Annotated in this window: 19 protein-coding genes; 7 read left to right on the forward strand and 12 right to left on the reverse strand. The window is 70.9% G+C overall.

The window, feature by feature from the left end; all coding sequences use genetic code 11:
- The 5 genes from AB0C16_RS34265 to AB0C16_RS34285 form a co-directional block, all read right to left on the reverse strand.
- Window positions 1-194 (reverse strand): heavy metal-associated domain-containing protein (locus AB0C16_RS34265; RefSeq protein ID WP_357689227.1); only part of this gene is annotated, 194 nt, incomplete at its 3' end.
- Between the two features lie 31 nt (window positions 195-225).
- Window positions 226-441: a heavy metal-associated domain-containing protein gene (locus AB0C16_RS34270; protein WP_357689229.1), complete on the reverse strand. Its 216-nt coding sequence runs from the start codon at window positions 439-441 to the stop codon at window positions 226-228.
- A 96-nt stretch (window positions 442-537) separates the two neighbouring features.
- Window positions 538-1,524, reverse strand: a complete 987-nt coding sequence (locus AB0C16_RS34275) for a nitroreductase family protein (RefSeq protein ID WP_357689231.1) — start codon at window positions 1,522-1,524, stop codon at window positions 538-540.
- A 97-nt stretch (window positions 1,525-1,621) separates the two neighbouring features.
- Window positions 1,622-2,587, reverse strand: a complete 966-nt coding sequence (gene cydB / locus AB0C16_RS34280) for a cytochrome d ubiquinol oxidase subunit II (RefSeq protein WP_357689233.1) — start codon at window positions 2,585-2,587, stop codon at window positions 1,622-1,624.
- 12 nt (window positions 2,588-2,599) lie between these two features.
- Window positions 2,600-3,973 (reverse strand): cytochrome ubiquinol oxidase subunit I, encoded by a 1,374-nt coding sequence (locus tag AB0C16_RS34285; protein ID WP_357689235.1) that lies wholly within the window; start codon window positions 3,971-3,973, stop codon window positions 2,600-2,602.
- Window positions 3,974-4,116: 143 nt separating this feature from the next.
- Here AB0C16_RS34285 and AB0C16_RS34290 point away from each other — a divergent pair, with 143 nt between their 5' ends.
- From AB0C16_RS34290 to AB0C16_RS34310, 5 genes are all read left to right on the forward strand, one after another.
- Complete coding sequence (locus AB0C16_RS34290) at window positions 4,117-5,076, forward strand: nitroreductase family protein (RefSeq protein ID WP_357689237.1); 960 nt, start codon at window positions 4,117-4,119, stop codon at window positions 5,074-5,076.
- Window positions 5,069-7,675, forward strand: a complete 2,607-nt coding sequence (locus tag AB0C16_RS34295; protein ID WP_357689239.1) for a GNAT family N-acetyltransferase — start codon at window positions 5,069-5,071, stop codon at window positions 7,673-7,675. The genes AB0C16_RS34290 and AB0C16_RS34295 overlap by 8 nt, the downstream gene beginning before the upstream one ends.
- A gap of 112 nt (window positions 7,676-7,787) precedes the next feature.
- A complete protein-coding gene (locus AB0C16_RS34300; protein ID WP_357689241.1) occupies window positions 7,788-8,468 on the forward strand; it encodes a CBS domain-containing protein in 681 nt (226 codons plus the stop codon).
- Complete coding sequence (locus AB0C16_RS34305) at window positions 8,453-9,067, forward strand: CBS domain-containing protein (protein WP_357689243.1); 615 nt, start codon at window positions 8,453-8,455, stop codon at window positions 9,065-9,067. The genes AB0C16_RS34300 and AB0C16_RS34305 overlap by 16 nt, the downstream gene beginning before the upstream one ends.
- 5 nt (window positions 9,068-9,072) lie before the next feature.
- The gene (locus AB0C16_RS34310) at window positions 9,073-9,780 is read left to right on the forward strand and encodes a CBS domain-containing protein (protein ID WP_357689245.1); all 708 of its coding nucleotides are present in this window, start codon (window positions 9,073-9,075) and stop codon (window positions 9,778-9,780) included.
- Between the two features lie 15 nt (window positions 9,781-9,795).
- Here the strand turns inward: AB0C16_RS34310 and hypF are convergent, their stop codons facing one another.
- From hypF to AB0C16_RS34330, 4 genes are all read right to left on the reverse strand, one after another.
- On the reverse strand, window positions 9,796-11,850 hold the full coding sequence (gene hypF / locus AB0C16_RS34315; RefSeq protein WP_357689247.1) for a carbamoyltransferase HypF: 2,055 nt from the start codon (window positions 11,848-11,850) through the stop codon (window positions 9,796-9,798).
- An 8-nt stretch (window positions 11,851-11,858) separates the two neighbouring features.
- Complete coding sequence (locus AB0C16_RS34320) at window positions 11,859-12,515, reverse strand: CBS domain-containing protein (protein ID WP_357689249.1); 657 nt, start codon at window positions 12,513-12,515, stop codon at window positions 11,859-11,861.
- A 101-nt stretch (window positions 12,516-12,616) separates the two neighbouring features.
- Complete coding sequence (locus tag AB0C16_RS34325; RefSeq protein WP_357689251.1) at window positions 12,617-13,390, reverse strand: DUF6544 family protein; 774 nt, start codon at window positions 13,388-13,390, stop codon at window positions 12,617-12,619.
- Complete coding sequence (locus AB0C16_RS34330) at window positions 13,387-14,253, reverse strand: universal stress protein (protein WP_357689253.1); 867 nt, start codon at window positions 14,251-14,253, stop codon at window positions 13,387-13,389. Before AB0C16_RS34330 ends, AB0C16_RS34325 begins: the two co-directional genes overlap by 4 nt.
- A gap of 316 nt (window positions 14,254-14,569) precedes the next feature.
- On the opposite strand from AB0C16_RS34330, the gene AB0C16_RS34335 reads away from it, so the two are divergent.
- Complete coding sequence (locus AB0C16_RS34335; RefSeq protein ID WP_357689254.1) at window positions 14,570-14,740, forward strand: hypothetical protein; 171 nt, start codon at window positions 14,570-14,572, stop codon at window positions 14,738-14,740.
- Window positions 14,741-14,795: 55 nt separating this feature from the next.
- Complete coding sequence (locus AB0C16_RS34340; RefSeq protein ID WP_357689256.1) at window positions 14,796-15,059, forward strand: DUF1876 domain-containing protein; 264 nt, start codon at window positions 14,796-14,798, stop codon at window positions 15,057-15,059.
- 18 nt (window positions 15,060-15,077) lie between these two features.
- Here the strand turns inward: AB0C16_RS34340 and AB0C16_RS34345 are convergent, their stop codons facing one another.
- The 3 genes from AB0C16_RS34345 to AB0C16_RS34355 all read right to left on the reverse strand — a co-directional run bounded on the left by AB0C16_RS34345 (window position 15,078) and on the right by AB0C16_RS34355 (window position 17,433).
- Window positions 15,078-15,695, reverse strand: coding sequence for a pyridoxamine 5'-phosphate oxidase family protein (locus tag AB0C16_RS34345; protein ID WP_357689258.1), 618 nt, complete (start codon window positions 15,693-15,695; stop codon window positions 15,078-15,080).
- Between the two features lie 122 nt (window positions 15,696-15,817).
- Window positions 15,818-16,105 carry a hypothetical protein gene (locus AB0C16_RS34350; RefSeq protein WP_357689260.1) on the reverse strand — a complete coding sequence of 96 codons (288 nt, stop codon included), beginning with the start codon at window positions 16,103-16,105 and terminating at the stop codon, window positions 15,818-15,820.
- A gap of 41 nt (window positions 16,106-16,146) precedes the next feature.
- A complete protein-coding gene (locus AB0C16_RS34355) occupies window positions 16,147-17,433 on the reverse strand; it encodes an ArsB/NhaD family transporter (RefSeq protein WP_357689262.1) in 1,287 nt (428 codons plus the stop codon).
- Between the last annotated feature and the right edge of the window lie 135 nt (window positions 17,434-17,568).

Below are 17,568 nucleotides of genomic sequence, written 5' to 3' on the forward strand. Positions count from 1 at the left end.
CCCGGGTCGACACCGTCGGCGAAGGTGACCTTGGCCTTCTCCGTCGCGTAGTTGACCGTCGCGGTCACCCCGTCGAGCTTGTTGAGCTTGCGCTCGATCCGGTTGGCGCAGGAGGCACAGGTCATCCCGCCGATCGAGAGCTCGACCGCCTGGTGTGACCGGCCATCGGCGAGGTGAGACGTGTGGTGGGACATCGTCTCTCCCTTCTCGTGTCGGGCGGGACGCTCACCCTTGTGACACCACCTTGTATCCGGCCTTCTCGACGGCGGCGGTGATCTTCGCCGGGTCGACCGGGCCGTCGCCGCCGACGGTCAGCAGCCCGCCGGCCAGGTCAACCTCGACCGAGGTGACACCCTCGACCTCGCCGACCTCCTCCTTGACCGAACTCACGCAGTGGCCGCAGGTCATGCCCTCGACGACATAGGTGCTGGTGGTGGTCATTCCCATCAATCCTCCGTTAGCCGGCTCTTTCAAACGTCATTAATACCATACCCCCCCACCCTATTAGGAAGGCAACGCGGCACACCGCTTCCGGCCTCACTCGACGATCTCGGACAGTGGCCGGCGGACGGCGTCCTTGTCGTCGAACGTGATCCCGAACCGCATGATCATCTGCGGGTACTCGCCCGAGCACAGCTCGTCCTTGAGGAACTCACGCAGGTGGTGCATCTCCAGCACCTGGGTGTGGAAGGCGGCGCTGACACCGTGCGCCGAGGCCCGCAGCAGGACCCGCTGCAACGCCTGACCGGCGGCGATCCACTCTTCGCGGCTGTCGTCCGAGGTGGTCAGCAACGCGACCACCCCGGTCGCCGTCGACATGCTCTGGTCGGCCTCGCTGCCCCACTCGTGCCGCCAGGCGTAGTCGCGCTGCGCGAATCGCGGATCCGTCCGCGCAGCCTCGCGCGGGTAGCCGCCGGCCGGCACGCCGTCACCGCGGCCGCTGCCCGGCGGGCGCGCCCAGCGGATCACCTCCAGGCTGAAGCGCCGGTCCTGCGACTGCACCCCCTGGGCGGCCCGGGTGAGCGCGGCCACGACCTCGATCGCCTCGGGCGAGACGACCGGCGTCAGCCTGGCCCCCTCGCTCCTGGCCTCGCCGACCAGCGCCTCGATCAGCCGCTCCGGGATCGGCAGGGTGGTGAACCCCGCCCGGTGGGTGCGCCGCCGCTCGATCTCGCCGCCGAGCAGCCACGTGTGCTCGTCGGCCTCCATCGGCGCCCCGACACCCACGGTCGCCACCAGCGACGGGCGATCCGGGTCCGGCAGCACCCGCGCGACGGGCTCGAAACCCTCGCTCCGCAGGGCAGTACGGATGTTGAAGACGGCCGCGCCGCAGCCGATCAGCAGCTCCCGGCCGGCGCTGTCCTCCACGCGCAGCTTGCGGTCGGTGTCGGCCCGCACGCTGATGACCTCGCCGGACACGGAGAAGGACCAGGGTTGCGTGTTGTGCACCGACGGGGCCCAGCGTCCGGCCTCCAGAGCCGCCGTGATCGCATGCTCCCGCTCCTGTGCCGTACGACTGCTCATCTCTGCCTCCAACCGGTATCGATTCCAGCTCATCACAGGTGGGAGGCGCTCGGTGAGGGCCGAAGGTCCCGTCCGGCTAGGGCCCGTCGGCCTTCGCTCAGCCGGCTCCGGTCAGGCGGCGGCGGAAGACCCAGTACGTCCACCCCTGGTAGGCCAGCACCAGCGGCGTGAAGATGACCGCGACCCAGGTCATCACCGTGAGGGTGTACGGGCTGGAGGCCGCGTTGGTCACGGTCAGGCTGTTGGCCGGGTCGAGCGCGGGCATCACGTTCGGCCACAGGCTGGTGAACAGGGTGGCGGTGACCGCGGCGATGGCGACGGCGCTGGCGGTGAACGCCCAGCCGTCACGGCCGATCACGGTGGCGACCAGGGTGCCCACGATGCCCGCGAAGGCCAGGCCCACGGCGGCCCAGGAGACGGTTCCGGACCGGATCGCGACCAGGAACGCCATGACCACCAGCACGGTGGCCGGGGCGAGCACCCGAGCGGCGCGGACGGCCCGCTTCCTCAGCTCGCCGGTGGTGCGCAGGGCGAGGAAGACGGCTCCGTGCTGGGTGAACAGCAGCAGCGTGGCCGCGCCGCCGAGCAGGGCGACCGGGTTGAGCAGGGTGAGCAGTGTCCCGGTGTATTCGTGGTCGGCGTCGAGCGGCACGCCCCGCACGATGTTGGCGAACGCGACGCCCCACAGCAGGGCGGGGCCGAGCGAGCCCCAGAAGAAGGCCCGGTCCCAGCCCTTGGTGCTGTCGCTCTTGTCGCGGTACTCCAGGGCCACGCCGCGCATGATCAGCGCCAGCAGGATGAGGAACAACGGCAGGTAGAAGCCGCTGAACAGGGTGGCGTACCACTCGGGGAAGGCGGCGAAGGTCGCGCCGCCGGCCACGAGCAGCCACACCTCGTTGCCGTCCCACACCGGCCCGATCGTCCGCGCGATGGTGCGCCGGTCGGTCTCGTCCCGTCCCAGGAAGGGCAGCAGGATGCCGACCCCGAAGTCGAAGCCCTCGAGCACGAAGTAGCCGGTCCATAGCACGGCGATGAGCACGAACCAGATGGTGGTGAGTTCCATGACCGGGAATCCTTAGTAGCTGAGGGCGGGGACGGCGTCATCGGGCTCCTGCTCCTCCTGCGGCCCGATGCGGATGAACTTGAGCAGCAGCCGCACCTCGATGACGGCGAGCACGGCGTAGACGAGGGTGAAGCCGACCAGCGTGATGGCCACCTCGGTGACGTCCACGCCGGGTGAGACGGCGGCGGCGGTCCGCATGAGGCCGAACACGGTCCACGGCTGGCGGCCCATCTCGGTGAAGATCCAGCCGAGGGCGTTGGCCAGGAACGGCAGGCCGATGCCCACGATGGCCAGCCGGTAGGGCCACCGGCTCGCGGGCAGCCTGCCGCGCCTGGTCAGCCAGAGCCCGCCCAGCGCCGCCAGCGCGGCGAGCACCCCGAACCCGATCATCAGCCGGAACGACCAGTAGGCCAGTCCGACGATCGGCCGGTAGTCGCCCGGGCCGTAGAGCGCCTCGTAGCGGGCCTGGATGTCGTTGATGCCCTCGACCTCGCCGTCCAGGGTGTTGGTGGACAGCAGGCTCAGGCCGTACGGGATCTGCAGGTTGACGTGGTTGCGCCCGTTCTCGACGTCGCCGATGGCGAACAGCGAGAAGCCGGCCGACGTCTCGTCCTCCCACAGGGCCTCGGCGGCGGCCATCTTCATCGGCTGCTGCTCGGTCATGATCTGCGCCTGCCAGTGGCCGGAGAAGGACACGCCGATCGCGGCGACCAGGCTGACGACCATGGCCATCCGGGCGGAGACGCGAAAGATGTCCACGTCCCGCTTGCGCAGCAGGAACCAGGCGCTGACGCCGAGCACGAACGCGCCGGCGGTCATGAACGCGCCGAAGATCACGTGCGGGAAGGTGACCAGCGTGGTGGAGTTGGTGAGCACGGCCCAGATGTCGGTGAGCTCGGCCCGGCCGTTGTTGATCCGGTAGCCGACCGGGTGCTGCATCCAGGAGTTCGCGGCGAGGATGAAGTAGGCGGAGATGTTGGTGCCGATCGCGGCCACCCAGATCGTCGCCAGGTGCAGCCGGGGCGAGAGCCGGTCCCAGCCGAAGATCCACAGCCCGAGGAACGTGGATTCGAGGAAGAAGGCCATCAGCCCTTCCATCGCCAGCGGAGCGCCGAAAACGTCACCGACGAAGCGGGAGTAGTCACTCCAGTTCATCCCGAACTGGAACTCCTGCACGATGCCGGTCACCACTCCCATGGCAAAGTTGATCAGGAAGAGCTTTCCGAAGAATTTGGTCAGCCGCAGATACTCCGGCTTCCGCGTGCGGTGCCAGGCGGTCTGCAGACCGGCCACGAGGATCGACAGCCCGATCGTCAGGGGGACGAACAGAAAGTGGTAGACGGTCGTAATGCCGAACTGCCAGCGCGAAAGGTCCAGAACATCCATTGCAGCAGGGTCGGGCACCGGCGGGCACCCCTCGTAGGGCCGGCAGACCCCATCCCGATGGGACCTTTGGCACCGACCCGAGGGCCCTCCGGCACTGCCTCGCCCTGTGCGCGCTGCGCGAGCGTCTGGGTAGGAGGTGTGCCATGTCTACCCCACTCGCCACCGAACTGGGCGTCCGGAGGTTGCTTCTCGCCGCCGGGCACGCGCCGTCAGTGCTCAACACCCAGCCGTGGCGCTTCGACGTCGTCCGTCACGAGTTCGTCGAGCTGTTGGCCGACCCCGACCGGCGGTTGCGGGTGAGCGACCCTCGCGGGCGCTCGCAGCATGTCAGCTGCGGCGCGGCACTGTTCAACCTGCGGCTCGCGGTGCGGGCGGCCGGGCAGCGCCCGGTGGTCTGGCTGCTGCCGGCCTCGGTCGAACAGCCCGAGCTGCTGGCCGCCGTGCGCATGACCGACGCCCGCCCGGCGTCGGGCGAGCAGCGTGAGTTGTACGACCTCATCTGGGTGCGGCGCACCAACCGTGAGCCCTACTACGAGCGCCCGGTGCCGCCGTCGGTCATGGCCGAACTGCGCATCGCCGCCTCCCGGGAAGGCGCCAACCTGGTGCCCCTGGACCGGCACGGCACGGCCGACCTCCTGGACTACACCGCGATCGCCGAGGACGAGCTGTCCCGCGACCACGACTACCAGGCCGAGCTGGCCGCGTGGACGATGCCGGGGGCGCGGTACGACGGTGTGCCCGACTACGTGCACGGACCGCGTCCCAGCCGCGAGCCGGCTCCGGTGCGCGACTTCGGGCGGCGTGCGGACAGCGCGCGGTTCGAGGAGCGTCCCCAGATCGCCGTGCTCACCACGCCGGGCGACCGGCCGGTCGACTGGCTGCGGGCCGGCCAGGCGCTGCAGCGGGTGCTGCTGGTCGCGACCAGGCACGGGCTGTCGACGTCCTTCCTCAACCAACCCCTGGACCTGCGGGACATGCGCCGCCGCAGGGACCCGCACCACCGGCGCGGACACCCTCAGATGATCATCAGGCTCGGTTACGGCCCGTACGTGGCCCGCAGCCCGCGCCGACCCGCCACCGAACTGGAGACCTCGCATGTCTGACGGCTATGACGTCCTGTTGCGCAACGGCGGCATCGCCCACGTGCGCCCGTTGACCCCCGCCGACCGCCCGGCCCTGCACCAGCTGGTCGACCGATCCTCCGAACGCTCCGCCTACCTGCGCTTCTTCACCGGCGGCCGCAACACCGCCCACTCCTACATGGACCGGCTCACCAGCCCCGCCTACCAGGGCCACGCGCTGGTGGCCACCATGCGCGACCGGCTGGTCGCCGTCGCCGAGTACATCCCGGTCAAGGACGACATCGCCGACCTCGCGATCCTGCTGGACGACGCCGTGCACGGCCACGGACTGGGCACGCTGCTCCTGGAGCACGTCGCCCTCGACGCCGCCGCCCACGGCGTGAACGAGCTGATCGCCGACGTGCTGGCTGAGAACCAGACGATGATCCGCGTGCTGCAGAACCTCGGGCTGGACGTGCAACGCCGCTTCGAGGGCGGCTCCATGCACATCAGCATCGACGCGCAGCCGACAGCCCGGCTGCAGGCGGGCATCGAGGCCCGCGACCACGAGGCCGAGCGCGCCTCGCTGGCCCGCGTGCTGGCGCCCCGGTCGGTCGCCGTGATCGGGGCCGGCCGCAACCCCGCGAGCGTGGGCCACCGGGTGCTGCGCAACCTCATCGACGGTGGCTTCCCCGGAGACATCTACCCGATCAACCCCAAGGCCGACAAGATCGAGGGACTGGCCTGCCTGCCGAACGTGGGCGCGATCAAGGCGGGCGTGGACCTGGCGGTCGTCGCGGTGCCCGCCGAGCACGTGCTGAAAGTGGCCCGAGAGTGCGCCGAGGCAGGAGTGTCCGGGCTGGTCGTGCTGACCTCCGGGTTCGCCGAGGCCGGGCTGCGGCACGTGGAGACCGACCTGCTGCGGATCTGCCGCACCGCCGGGATGCGGCTGGTCGGGCCCAACTGCCTGGGCGTCGTGAGCACCCCCGCCCGGCTCAACGCCAGCTTCCTGCCACAGGCTCCGGCCCGAGGCCGCGTCGCGCTGATGTCGCAGTCGGGCGCCGTCGGGGCCGCGTTGCTGGAACGGCTGAGCGTGTCGTCGTTCGTCTCCGTCGGCAACAAGGCCGATGTGAGCGGCAACGACCTGCTGGAGTACTGGGAGGACGACGAGAACACCGACGTGATCGCGCTCTACCTGGAGTCGTTCGGCAACCCGCGCAAGTTCGCCCGCATCGCCCGGCGCGTCTCGGCGAAGAAGCCGATCCTGCTGGTCAAGAGCGGCCGGTCCGGCGCCGGTGACCGGGCGGTCCGCTCCCACACCGCGGCCGCCGCCAGCCCCGACGTCGCCGTGGACGCGCTCGTCCGCGCCTCCGGCGTGCTGCGGCTCGACAGCGTGCACGATCTCATCGACACCGCCCGCCTGCTGGCCACGCAGCCGCTCCCCCGGGGCCGCCGCGTCGCGATCGTCGGCAACTCCGGCGGCCCCGAGGCGATGGCCGCCGACGCCTGCGAGCGCCACGGGCTCGTCGTCCCCGAGCTGCCCCGCGGGCTGTTCGAGGCCCGCGAGTCGGCCGCCCTGGGCAACCCGATCGATCTGACCGCCGACGCGCTGGCCGACGAGATCGGCACCGCGATCAAGGCCGTGGCCGACTCCCCCGACGTCGACGCGATCCTGGTCGTCTACACACCGCCGTTCGGCTCCGGGCTGGAGGAGACCCGCCGGGCCATCGCCGCCGCCACCGAGCACACGAACAAGACCGTGCTGGCCTGCGTCGTCGGCCATGACGGGCTGATCGACGACCGCATCCCCAGCTACGCCTTCCCCGAGCAGGCCGTCGAGACGCTGTTCAACGCGGTGCGCTACGCCGAGTGGCGGGCCCGCCCGGCCGAGGCGGCGGAGGCCCGCCCCCAGGCCCAGGCGGAGGCGGGCCGGGAGATCGTACGGGCCGAGCTGGAGGCGCACCCCACCGGCGGCTGGCTGTCCCCCGCCGACGCCACCGCCCTGCTCGGCCACTACGGGCTGACCCTGGTGCCCTCCGTGGACGTGGACGGCCCGGAAGCCGCCGCCAAGGCCGCCGCCAAGGTCGGGCTGCCCGCCGTGCTGAAGGCGACGGGTCCGGTGCACAAGAGCGACGTGGGTGGCGTACGCCTCGATCTGAAGACCACCGAAGAGGTACGGCAGGCGTACGAGGACATGTCCGCGCGGATCGGGGCCGAGATGACCGGCGGCATCGTGCAGCCCATGCTGCCCAAGGGCGTCGAGATCATCGTGGGCGGCGTCAACTATCCGTCGTTCGGGCCGCTGGTCATGGTGGGAATGGGCGGTGTCACGGCCGAGCTGCTGGCCGACCAGGCCTTCCGGGTGCCGCCGCTCAGCCGTGCCACGGCCGTCGAGATGATCGAGCAGCTCCGCTGCGCGCCCCTGCTGCACGGCTACCGCGGTTCGCGGCCGGTGAACGTCGAGGCCCTGGCCGAGCAGCTGATCCGCATCGGCAGGCTGCTGGAGGACCTGCCCGAGGTGACCGAGCTCGACCTGAACCCGGTGATCGTCACCCCCGACGGCGCCACGACGGTGGACGTCCGGATCCGGGTCGCCCCGTCCCGGCCGCAGCCCTCGCCGCTGCTGCGCCGGCTGCGCTGACCGCGCCGGCCGCCCCGGCCGCGCTGACCAAGGACCGCGCGCATTCGGGACTTCCGCCCCTACGGGCGGGGCGTCCCACGAGATGAGATGAGAGCACCCCAAGGAGGTAGTCATGAGGATGACCGTCAAGGACGTGATGACCGGCCAGGTCGCCTCGGTGAGAGGCGACACCCCCTTCAAGGACATCGCCGAGACGCTCATCTCGGGCGGCATCAGCGCCGTGCCCGTGGTGGACGCCGGCAATCGCGTCATCGGCATGGTGTCGGAGGCCGACCTGCTCCGCAAGGAGGAGTTCAGGGAGCAGTTCTACCGCGAGGGCTACCAGCCGCCGCTCCGCGCCCGGCTGCGCCACCCCAAGGGCAGGCAGAAGGCGGCCGGTGACACCGCGGCCGAGCTGATGAGCTCGCCGGCGATCACCATCTCCCCGGAGGCGTCGGCGGTCTCGGCCGCGCGCCTGATGGACTCCCGCGACGTCAAGCGGCTGGCCGTGGTCGAACCCGGCGGCAAGCTGGTCGGCATCGTCAGCCGTCGTGACCTGGTCAAGCTGTTCCTGCGCGGTGACGAGGAGATCGCCACCGAGGTGCGGGACGAGATCCTCGACCGGGCCCTGTGGGTCGACACCTCCAGCGTCACCGTCGAGGTCCACCAGGGCGTGGTGACGCTGGGCGGATCGATGGACCGCCGCAGCGAGACCGGCATCGCGGTGCGGATGACCCAGCGCGTCAACGGCGTGGTGGACGTGATCGACAAGCTGGCCTGGAAGCAGGACGACTCGAAGTGGGAGGGCAGATAGCCATGCTCGTCCGCGAGGTCATGAGCAGCCCGGTCGTCACGGTCCTGCGCACCGACCCGGTGCGCAGGGCCATCCGGGTGTTGCACGGCCACGACATCACCGCCGCTCCCGTGGTCGACGCCGGGGGACGGCTGGTCGGCGTGGTCAGCGAGCTCGACCTGCTGCGCGGTGAGTTCGAACCCGATCCCCGGGCCTCGGCACGTCCCGTCGAGACGTCCGCCGAGCCGCCGCCGCGCCAGGTCTCGGAGGTCATGACCGGCGAGGTGGTCACCGTCACCGAGACGACGGACGTCACCAAGGCCATCGACCTCATGGTCGGCAAGCGGATCAAGAGCCTGCCGGTTCTCAGAGGCGACGAGATCGTCGGGATGGTGAGCCGCCGCGACCTGATGGCGATGCTGGCCCGCCCCGACGAGGAGCTGCGCCAGGCCGTGCTCGACGCGCTCGGGGAGCAGTATCCCTTCGGCCCGAGCTGGGAGGTCGCCGTCCACGACGGCGTGGCCGAGCTGAGCGGGCCGCCCCACCGGCACGCCGACCGCATCGCCGACGTGCTCGCCCGCACCGTGCCCGGCATCGTCCGGGTCAGACACCCGAGGTGATTCCCATGAGGATGACCGTCCAGGACGTGATGACCACCGAGGTGGCCGCCGTCAACCAGAACGCCTCCTTCCACGTCGTCGCCGAACTGCTCATCGGCAAGGGCGTCAGCGGCGTGCCCGTGCTGGACGACGACGACCACGTCAAGGGCGTCGTGTCCGAGGCCGACCTGCTGGCCAAGGAGGAGTTCAAGGAGCGCTACTACGGCGACGACTACCGCCCGCCGCTCCGCGCCCGGATCCGCCACTCCGTCGGCAGCGAGGGCAGCGGCTACTACAAGGCCATGGGCGAGACCGCCGGCGAGCTGATGACCTCACCGGCCCACGTCACCACGCCCGACTCCCCCGTCGTGCTGGCCGCCCGGCTGATGGACCGCCACGGCGTCAAGCGGCTGCCCGTCGTCGACGCCGACGGCAAGCTGGTCGGCATCGTCAGCCGCCGCGACCTGATCAAGGTCTTCGTGCGCGGCGACGACATGATCAGAAACCTGGTGCTGGCCGGCATCCCCTCCGCCGTGATGTGGGCCGACCCGAAGGGCGTCGACGTCAAGGTGACCGACGGCATCGTGCACCTGTCCGGCGTGGTCGGCAAGCACACCGAGGCGATCGCGGCGGTCCGGATGGTCGAGAGCATCGACGGCGTCGTGGGCGTGCGCGACGAGCTCACCTGGAAGCACGACGACGTGGTCGACGTCCCCATCTGGGGTGGCGCCTGAGTCGGGTCACAGCACTCAGGTCATAGCCAGCCTGGCCGCGGCGATCGCGGCCTGGCCGTAGCTGACGCCGCCGTCGTCGACCGGCACCCGCTCGCCGATGTACGGCTCGAAGCCGGCCAGGGTCAGCCGGGCGAGCACGTCGGCGGCCAGCAGCCGGTTCTGGAACACCCCGCCCGACAGGCAGACCGTGGTGACGTCGTGCTCGGCGGCGGCCCGCTCGCACAGCAGCACCGTGACCGCCGCGATCGTGGCGTGGAAGGCCGCCGCGATCCGCCCGACCGGCTCGCCGTCGGCCCTGGCCTCCAGCAGGTCGCGCAGCGTGGCCACAGCGTCGTACACCCACAGCCCGTCACGCCGCGCCAGCCGCCAGGCCAGCGGCTCCACAGGGGGCGAGACAGGGAGCGAGGCAGAGCACGAACCGGCCGCGGCCTGCTCCAGCCGCATCGCCGCCTCCCCCTCGAACCCGGCGACCGCGCAGAGGCCGAGCAGGGCGGCGGCCGCGTCGAACAGGCTGCCCGCGCCGGAGGTGACCGGGGCGCCTCGGGCGATCACCTGGCGGATGGCCTCCGGGGCGGGAAAGCCGGGGAGATCGGCGGCGAGACCCATGGGGATGGGCTTACCGGTGGTCTCGCCGCCGACGAGATAGCCGAGTGCCATGCGGGCGGGCCTGTGCAGGGCCGCGGCGCCGCCGGGCATCGGAGCATGGGAGAAGCGGCCGAGCCGCCGGTAGCCGGTATAGGTGGCCAGCAGCAGCTCGCCGCCCCAGAAGGTGCCGTCGTCGCCCAGGCCGAGCCCGTCGTAGGCGACCCCGAGGAAGGGCGCCTCCAGGGCGTGCTCGGCGGCCACCGCCGCGACGTGCGCGTGGTGGTGCTGCACGGCCACGCGGCTCGGCCAGCGCCGCGCCAGCCGGGAGGAGAGGCATCCGGGATCCAGGTCGTGCGCGGCGTGGACGGGCTCGATGCCGTGCAGCCTTCCCAGCCGGTCGAGCTCCCCCTCGTACGCCTCCAGGGCGCGGGCGTCCGTCAGGTCGCCGAGGTGCGGCCCGAGGATCGCCCGCTCGCCGTCGGCCAGGGTGAACGTGCTGGCCCGTGCCGCGCCCATGGCCACCAGGGGCCGCCGGGCGGCGACCGGCAGCGGCAGCGGCGCGTCCGCCAGGCCGCGAGCCCGGCGGATCACGGTCGAACGCGACCCGAGGGACCGGACCACGGAGTCGTCGCGGCAGGTCACGACGGGCCGGTCGTGGGTGAGGACGCCGTCCACACCGAGCGCCGCGGCGTCCTCCGAGCCGATGGAGTCGTCCGCGGCGACGACGACGAGGGGGCGGCGGAGCCCGTCCAGCAGCAGGTGGTGCAACGGCGTGCCGGGCAGGAGCAGCCCGACGCCGGTCGTCCCGGCGCAGACCCCCGTGGAGAGCACGGCGTGGCGCCGCCGCGGGACCAGCACGATCGGGGCGGAGGGGCCGCCCAGCAGGCGCCGGTCGTCCTCGGTCAGGACGCCCAGGGCGCCGGCGCCGGTCACGTCGCGGACCATGACGGGCAGCGGCTCCGCCGGGCGTCCGGTGAGCTCGCGGAAGCGGGCCACGGCCGCGTCGTCGATCGCGTCGCACATGATCTGGAAGCCGCCGGGCCCCTTGACCGCGATCACCCCGCCACCGGCGACGATCTCGATCGCGGCCCGTAGCGCCGGGTCTCCCGTGATGCCGAGGAACCGCAGCCGGGGACCGCACGACGCGCACGCGATCGACTCGGCGTGGAAGCGCCGCCCGGCCGGGTCGTGGTATTCGGCGCCGCAGGCCGCGCACATCGGGAAGTGACGCATGGTCGTGCGGTCCCGGACGTACGGCAGGCTCTCGATGATCGCCGCGCGGGGGCCGCAGGACGCGCAGTCGATGAAGGCATAGCGATATCTACGGTTGGCCGGATCGAACAGCTCACGCAGGCAGCCGGCGCAGGTCGCCTGGTCGGAAGGGAGGTCGCGGAGCGGGTCGCGCACCTGCCGGGCCTCGCTGCCGGTCACCGGGCGCTGGACGGACGGCCGGACCCGCACGCGAGCGTCTTCCTCGACGTCCACCGAAGGGCCTAGAGCACCGGCGGGACGACGAGGAGGTCTTCCTTCTCGTAGGTCAGCTCGTTGACGACGTCCACGACGCCCTCGACGCCCCGGATCGCCTCGACCAGCGCGATGACCTGGGAGTTCCAGGCGACCCGGCCGCTGATGGTCACGACGCCCCTGTCGATGTCGATCGTGAACGCGTCACGCTGGGGCAGCAGTGCCCGGATGTCCGCCTCCAGCTCCGACGCCGGGCGGAGGAAGACGCGGAGCACGTCGTGCTGGTGCAGGGTGCCGATGATGCGCCCGGTGACGGGATCGATCACGGGCAGCTGCTTGACACGCTTGTCGTACATCAGCCGGGCCGCGTCGCGGACGGAGACCCCCGGGGTGACGGTGATCGCCGGGGAGGTCATGAGCTGGGTCGCCGTGACCCCTGCCGCCTTCTGGTGTTCCAGCCGCTGCTTGCGGGACTCGAACATGGAAACGCTGTGCCGTACGGGATCGGCCTCCTTGAGCAACAGGTCGTTCTCGGAGACCACCCCCACCGGCCGCCGGTCGGCGTCGATCACGGTGACCGCGCCCACCGCGTAACGCTTCATCGCCGTCACGATGTCGGCGAACGAAGCGTCCTGGAGCACGGCGATGGCCACGCGCCCCATGATGTCCTTGACTTCGATTGCCATCGTGCTCACCTCCTCTTCATCCTTCACGATGCCGCCCGCCTGGCCGGTCGCGGCACCGGCGAACGTCCCACGTCCGTGGGCCCAAGGTCCCGCCCCGGCGCTCATCGGTAGAGGGCGTCGTCGATCGAGAACCGGATGAACTCACCGTCGGCCCACCGCTTCGTGCCCGGCCACCAGCCGATCCGGAACGACTCGGGGATCGTGAACCCGTCGAAGGCGACCTCGCCCTCGCACTTCGCCCCGAACCTATGGCTGTGGTACGCGCTCTGGTCGGGGTTACCCCAGCGGCAGAGGGTGACGGCCGTCAGTCTGCCGTTGGGGGCGACGTCGAGCGTCACCTCGTGCTCCTCGTCCCCGACCGGCAGGCGGGCGATCACCTGGCGGTCGTCGACCGGTTTCCACTGGATCCGCGGATCGAGCGCCGTGGCCGGCGCCAGCACGAACTCGCTCGCCAGCCGCCCGGCCGCGCTCCTGGTGATGTCCTTGCCGGTGCCCGACATGACCGGGACCGTGTTCAGCAACCGCCAGCGCATCTCCCCGGAGCCGTCCCGGTAGCGGTCGAACCCCTGCACGTTCAGCAGCCCCACGTACGCGGTGGCCGTCCAGACGAATCCCATCATCGGCAGCAGCACCTCCGTGGCGTGGAAGGTGCGCCAGCCGCCCAGCCGGATCGTGCCGTGCGTCTCCAGCACGACGCCCCGCAGCAGCGGCGTGCCGGGCGCGATGGTGTGCAGCAGCCAGCGCCGCGCGGGTTCCGGCAGCAGCTCGGCCTGCGCCGGGTCGAACGCAGGCGGATCCTCGGTCGCCGCCTGCAGCAGCTGCCAGTCGCGGCGGGCCTCGTCGGTCAGGTACGGGGGAGCGACGACGACGGTCATGACGGCCTCCGAGTTGCTCGTACCACGGCCACCGGGCAGTGCACCCGATGGATCACGCCGTGCGTGACCGAGCCGAGCACGGCGGAGGCGAATCCGCCCAGTCCGTGCGGTCCGATCACGACCAGGTCTGCGGTCCGGGAGGCGGCGGCCAGGATGGGCACCGGATGCCCCTGGACGATCGACTCGATGATCTCGACTCCTGGATACTTCTCCCGCCAGGGTGCGAGCCGCTGCCGGATCTCGGTCTCGACGTCGGCGAACGCCCCGCCGAGCAGGGGCCCGTATCCGGCTCCCTGCGGGGCGAGCGCCGGGTAGCGCTCGGCGTACACGACGAGCACCCGCGCGCCCAGGGCGGCGGCCTGCTTCAAGGCGTATTCGAGGGCGGCGTCCGCGTCGCCGGACCCGTCGTAGGCGGCGACGACCACGCCGTTCCCCACGTGCGCGGGAGCACGCACGATGACGAGCGGGCTGTGCGCGTGCCCGGCCAGGTGCAGCCCGACGGAGCCCAGCACGAGCCCGGCGAACCCGCCGAGGCCCCTGTTGCCGACCACCAGGGTGTCGGCGGTCTCCGACTCGGTCAGCAGCCGGGCTATCACCGCGCCGGTGAGGTGCGCGGTGGTCACTTCGAGGCCGGGGGCCAGTGTGCGTGCCCGGGCCGCGGCGGCGGCGAGCATCAGGGCGTCGTGTTCGGTGCGGGTCAGCTCATCGCCGCCCATCGTGTGGTGGTGCTCGCTCTTCCACGGCTCACGCACGTGCACGATCCGCAGGGGATGGCCGCGGCGGGCCGCGTCGCCGACCGCCCAGTCGAGAGCGGTGTTGGCCGACTCCGATCCGTCGATCCCGACCACGATGGGCCTGCTCATCGCCGTTCGCCTCCTGGTCCGAGGAGCGCGGGCGCACCCTCGCTCGGCCATGCTTCAGTGCGCGGCGGCCGTCCGCCGAGCGCCGATGCGGACAAAATGCCCGAATAGCTGGAAATCGAACATCGAATCCCATGTCAGGGAGCCTCAGGAAGCGAAAACCCCGCCCGCACCGGGACCGCCGACTCTCACTTCAGCGCCGGGGCGGCCGGCCGGACAGTGCCATTGGTCCCTCCGGGTGGGGACGTTCGCCGCTATCCACGGAGCGTGGCGGCGGGTCACGATGTGCTTGTCCAGCTCTCTTGGAGGTGAACCGATCATGATCGGTGGCCGCGTGATCATGGAGTCGCCGGTGCTCGACGCCGAGCTGGTGGCTCTGAAGAGGCGGGTGAGCACCCTGGAGGAGCAGGTGCGCACGCTGACCGCCGCGAACCTCGCCCTCGTCCGGGCCATGGAGAACTTTCGCACTGATCTCGCGCCCACGTGCTGAAGGGCTTTCGAGAGAGGCCGGACCCACCGGCAGACCCACCGACCTAGGGGGAGCCATGCAGGTCAAACAGTGGACAGTGCAGATCTACATCAGCGAGGACGACGGCGACGAGCGGACACTGGCCCGAGCGGTCCTGTCCGCCCGGGGCACCAGGTGGCACGAGAGCGTCGGCGTCGCCCGGCGCAACCCCGACGACCGTCCGGTGCCGGAGATCGGCGACGAGCTCGCCGCCGGGCGCGCGCTGATGGACCTGGCCGACAAACTCATCATCGAGGCCGCCGAGGACGTCGCCCAGATCGGCGGCCCCGCCAAGGAATGAGCACGCCGGGGGGCGTGCTCAGGCGGTCACGATGCGGCGTCCCGTCACATGGGACGGCGTGATCCGGAGATATTGCCGGCGATCGCCGCCGGCCCATGGCTCCACCTCGGCGGACGCCGCCGCGGCCGAGTCGTCCTCGGTGACGTGGTGCAACGAGCCCCGGACGAGCACGCTCCACCCGGTGCGCGTGAGGTCGTCGATCCGATCCACCTCGAACGCCACCTGATACTCGACCCCCCGCAGGCCGGTGCGAAGGTCCTCGTCGGTCGCGCTGCCCGCGACGGTGCGAAAGACGAGCGCCCCGTCGTGCATCCGGTAGTTGACCGGCAGCACCGTCGGGCCGAAGCGGCCGTTGAAGCCGATCCGGCCGACCCCGCCCGGCGAGATCAGCCGCAGGCACGCGCTCTCGTCGAGCCTCACCAGCTCCGGCTTACGCGGCCCGGCGCCCAGCTCCTCGGCCATGGTGTCCAGCGCCCGGACCAGCCTGGCGGCGACCTCCGGCTCCTCCAGGCACTCGACGTAGGCGACTGGCACGCCCGCCCGCTCCGCCAGCGCCTCACGCGTCAGGCCCAGCGCCGCCCGTCGCTCCGCGATCCGAGGCCCGAGCCCTCCGGCGGTGATTCCGTTGTCCGACATCTGGCACTCCATCTCCGCGGCACGACGACACTCCTGGGGCCCACGTTAGTAGCCGCGACGGCGACGAAGGTGCACCGCTGCCACCCGGAAGCGGGCAGGATCGGCCTGCCCGCTTCCTCCGCCTACCGGGCCTGGCCGTCGGCACGGCCGGCCAGCACGCGCTCGATGGCGGCCAGCCGTTCGGCGACGGAGCGGCTGTGCAGCAGATCGGCCAGCTGGTCGGCTTCGCCGCCGTCCAGGTCGACCGCCTTCGTGGGACGGTCGGGGTCGGCGGCATCAGGGGTGGAGTCGTAGACGAGCAGGGTGCGCCGCCCGTCAAGGTGGTGGATGACGGACAGCACGTGCCCTTCCTGGGTGTGGACATGATGGACGACTCCGATGCCGGGGGCGGTGGAGTGGGTGATGTCCATGCGGTTGACCTCCGATCGATGTCGTGGGGCGGGATCCGGACTCACATGAAGTAGCGCAGGTAGACGTAGATCCAGGCCATCACCGAGCTGAGGATCGTGACGAAGATTCCGTACTTGGTGAACTGCCAGAACGAGATGCGGTGACCGGCCCGGGCGGCGATGCCGATGGCCACCACGTTGGCGCTGGCGGCCACCGCGGTGCCGTTGCCGCCGAAGTCGGCGCCCAGGGCGAAGGACCACCACAGCGCCTGCCCGGTGACCGGATCCGGAGCCTGGGCCACCAGCCCTTCGACGATCGGCGCCATCGTGGCGGCGTAGGGGATGTTGTCGAAGAAGGCGCCCAGCACGGCCGAGCCGAACAGCAGCGAGGTGGCGGCGCCGAAGAAGTTGTCGCCGACCGCGCCGACCGCCCAGTCGCCCACGGTGGAGATGACCCCGGTGTGCACCAGCCCGGCGACCATGACGAACAGGCCCACGAAGAACACCAGCGTCGGCCACTCGACCTCGCTCAGGCTCTCCGAGACGTCGACGCGCGACACGAGGATCATCACACCGGCGCCGACCAGGGCGACGATCGACGGCTCGACGTGCACGACGGAGTGCAGCCCGAACCCGACGATGACCAGGGCCAGCACGACCATGCAACGCACCAGCAGGTGCGGGTCGGTGATGGCGCGCTTCTCCTGCAGGGCCATCACCTCGGCCACGCGCTCCGGGTTGTACCTGAACGACTTGCGGAACAACACTCGCGTCAGCAACACGAACACCACGAAGACCACCACGACGATCGGCGTCATGTGGATGAGGAAGTCGTTGAACGTCAGTCCGGCGCGGCTGCCGATGATGATGTTGGGCGGGTCACCGATGAGGGTGGCCGCGCCGCCGATGTTCGACGCGAGGACCTCCGCGATGAGGTACGGCTGCGCCGGCACGTCGAGTCGTTCACACACCACGATCGTCACGGGCGCGACCAGCATGATCGTGGTGACGTTGTCCAGGAACGGCGAGGCGACGGCGGTGATGACCATCAGCATCACCATGAGCCGGTACGGCCGCCCTTTGGACTTCTTCGCGGCCCAGATCGCCAGGTAGTCGAAGACCCCGGTCTGTTTGATGATCCCGACGATGATCATCATGCCGAGCAGCAGGAAGATGACGTTCCAGTCGATGCCCTCGTGCTCGGAATAGAACACGTCCGCCCCGGGTGCCAGCCCGAGGACGAGCATGATCCCGGCGGCGATGAGCACTACTTTGACTTTGTTAACTTTTTCGGTGGCGATGAAGAAGAACGCCACCGCGAAAATGGCCAGAGAGACGATTGCGCTCATCGGCCACACCCCGGCGGGCCGGTACGCACCCTGACCAGAACGGGCACCGCGGGAAGGGCGTATGAACAGATCAGTTCTCGGGTCAAGGCACGCCGCAAGGGCATCGCCACGGAATATTCACACACAGTCAGACCT

It is taken from the genome of Nonomuraea sp. NPDC048916, from assembly GCF_040649575.1.
GTDB lineage: Bacteria > Actinomycetota > Actinomycetes > Streptosporangiales > Streptosporangiaceae > Nonomuraea.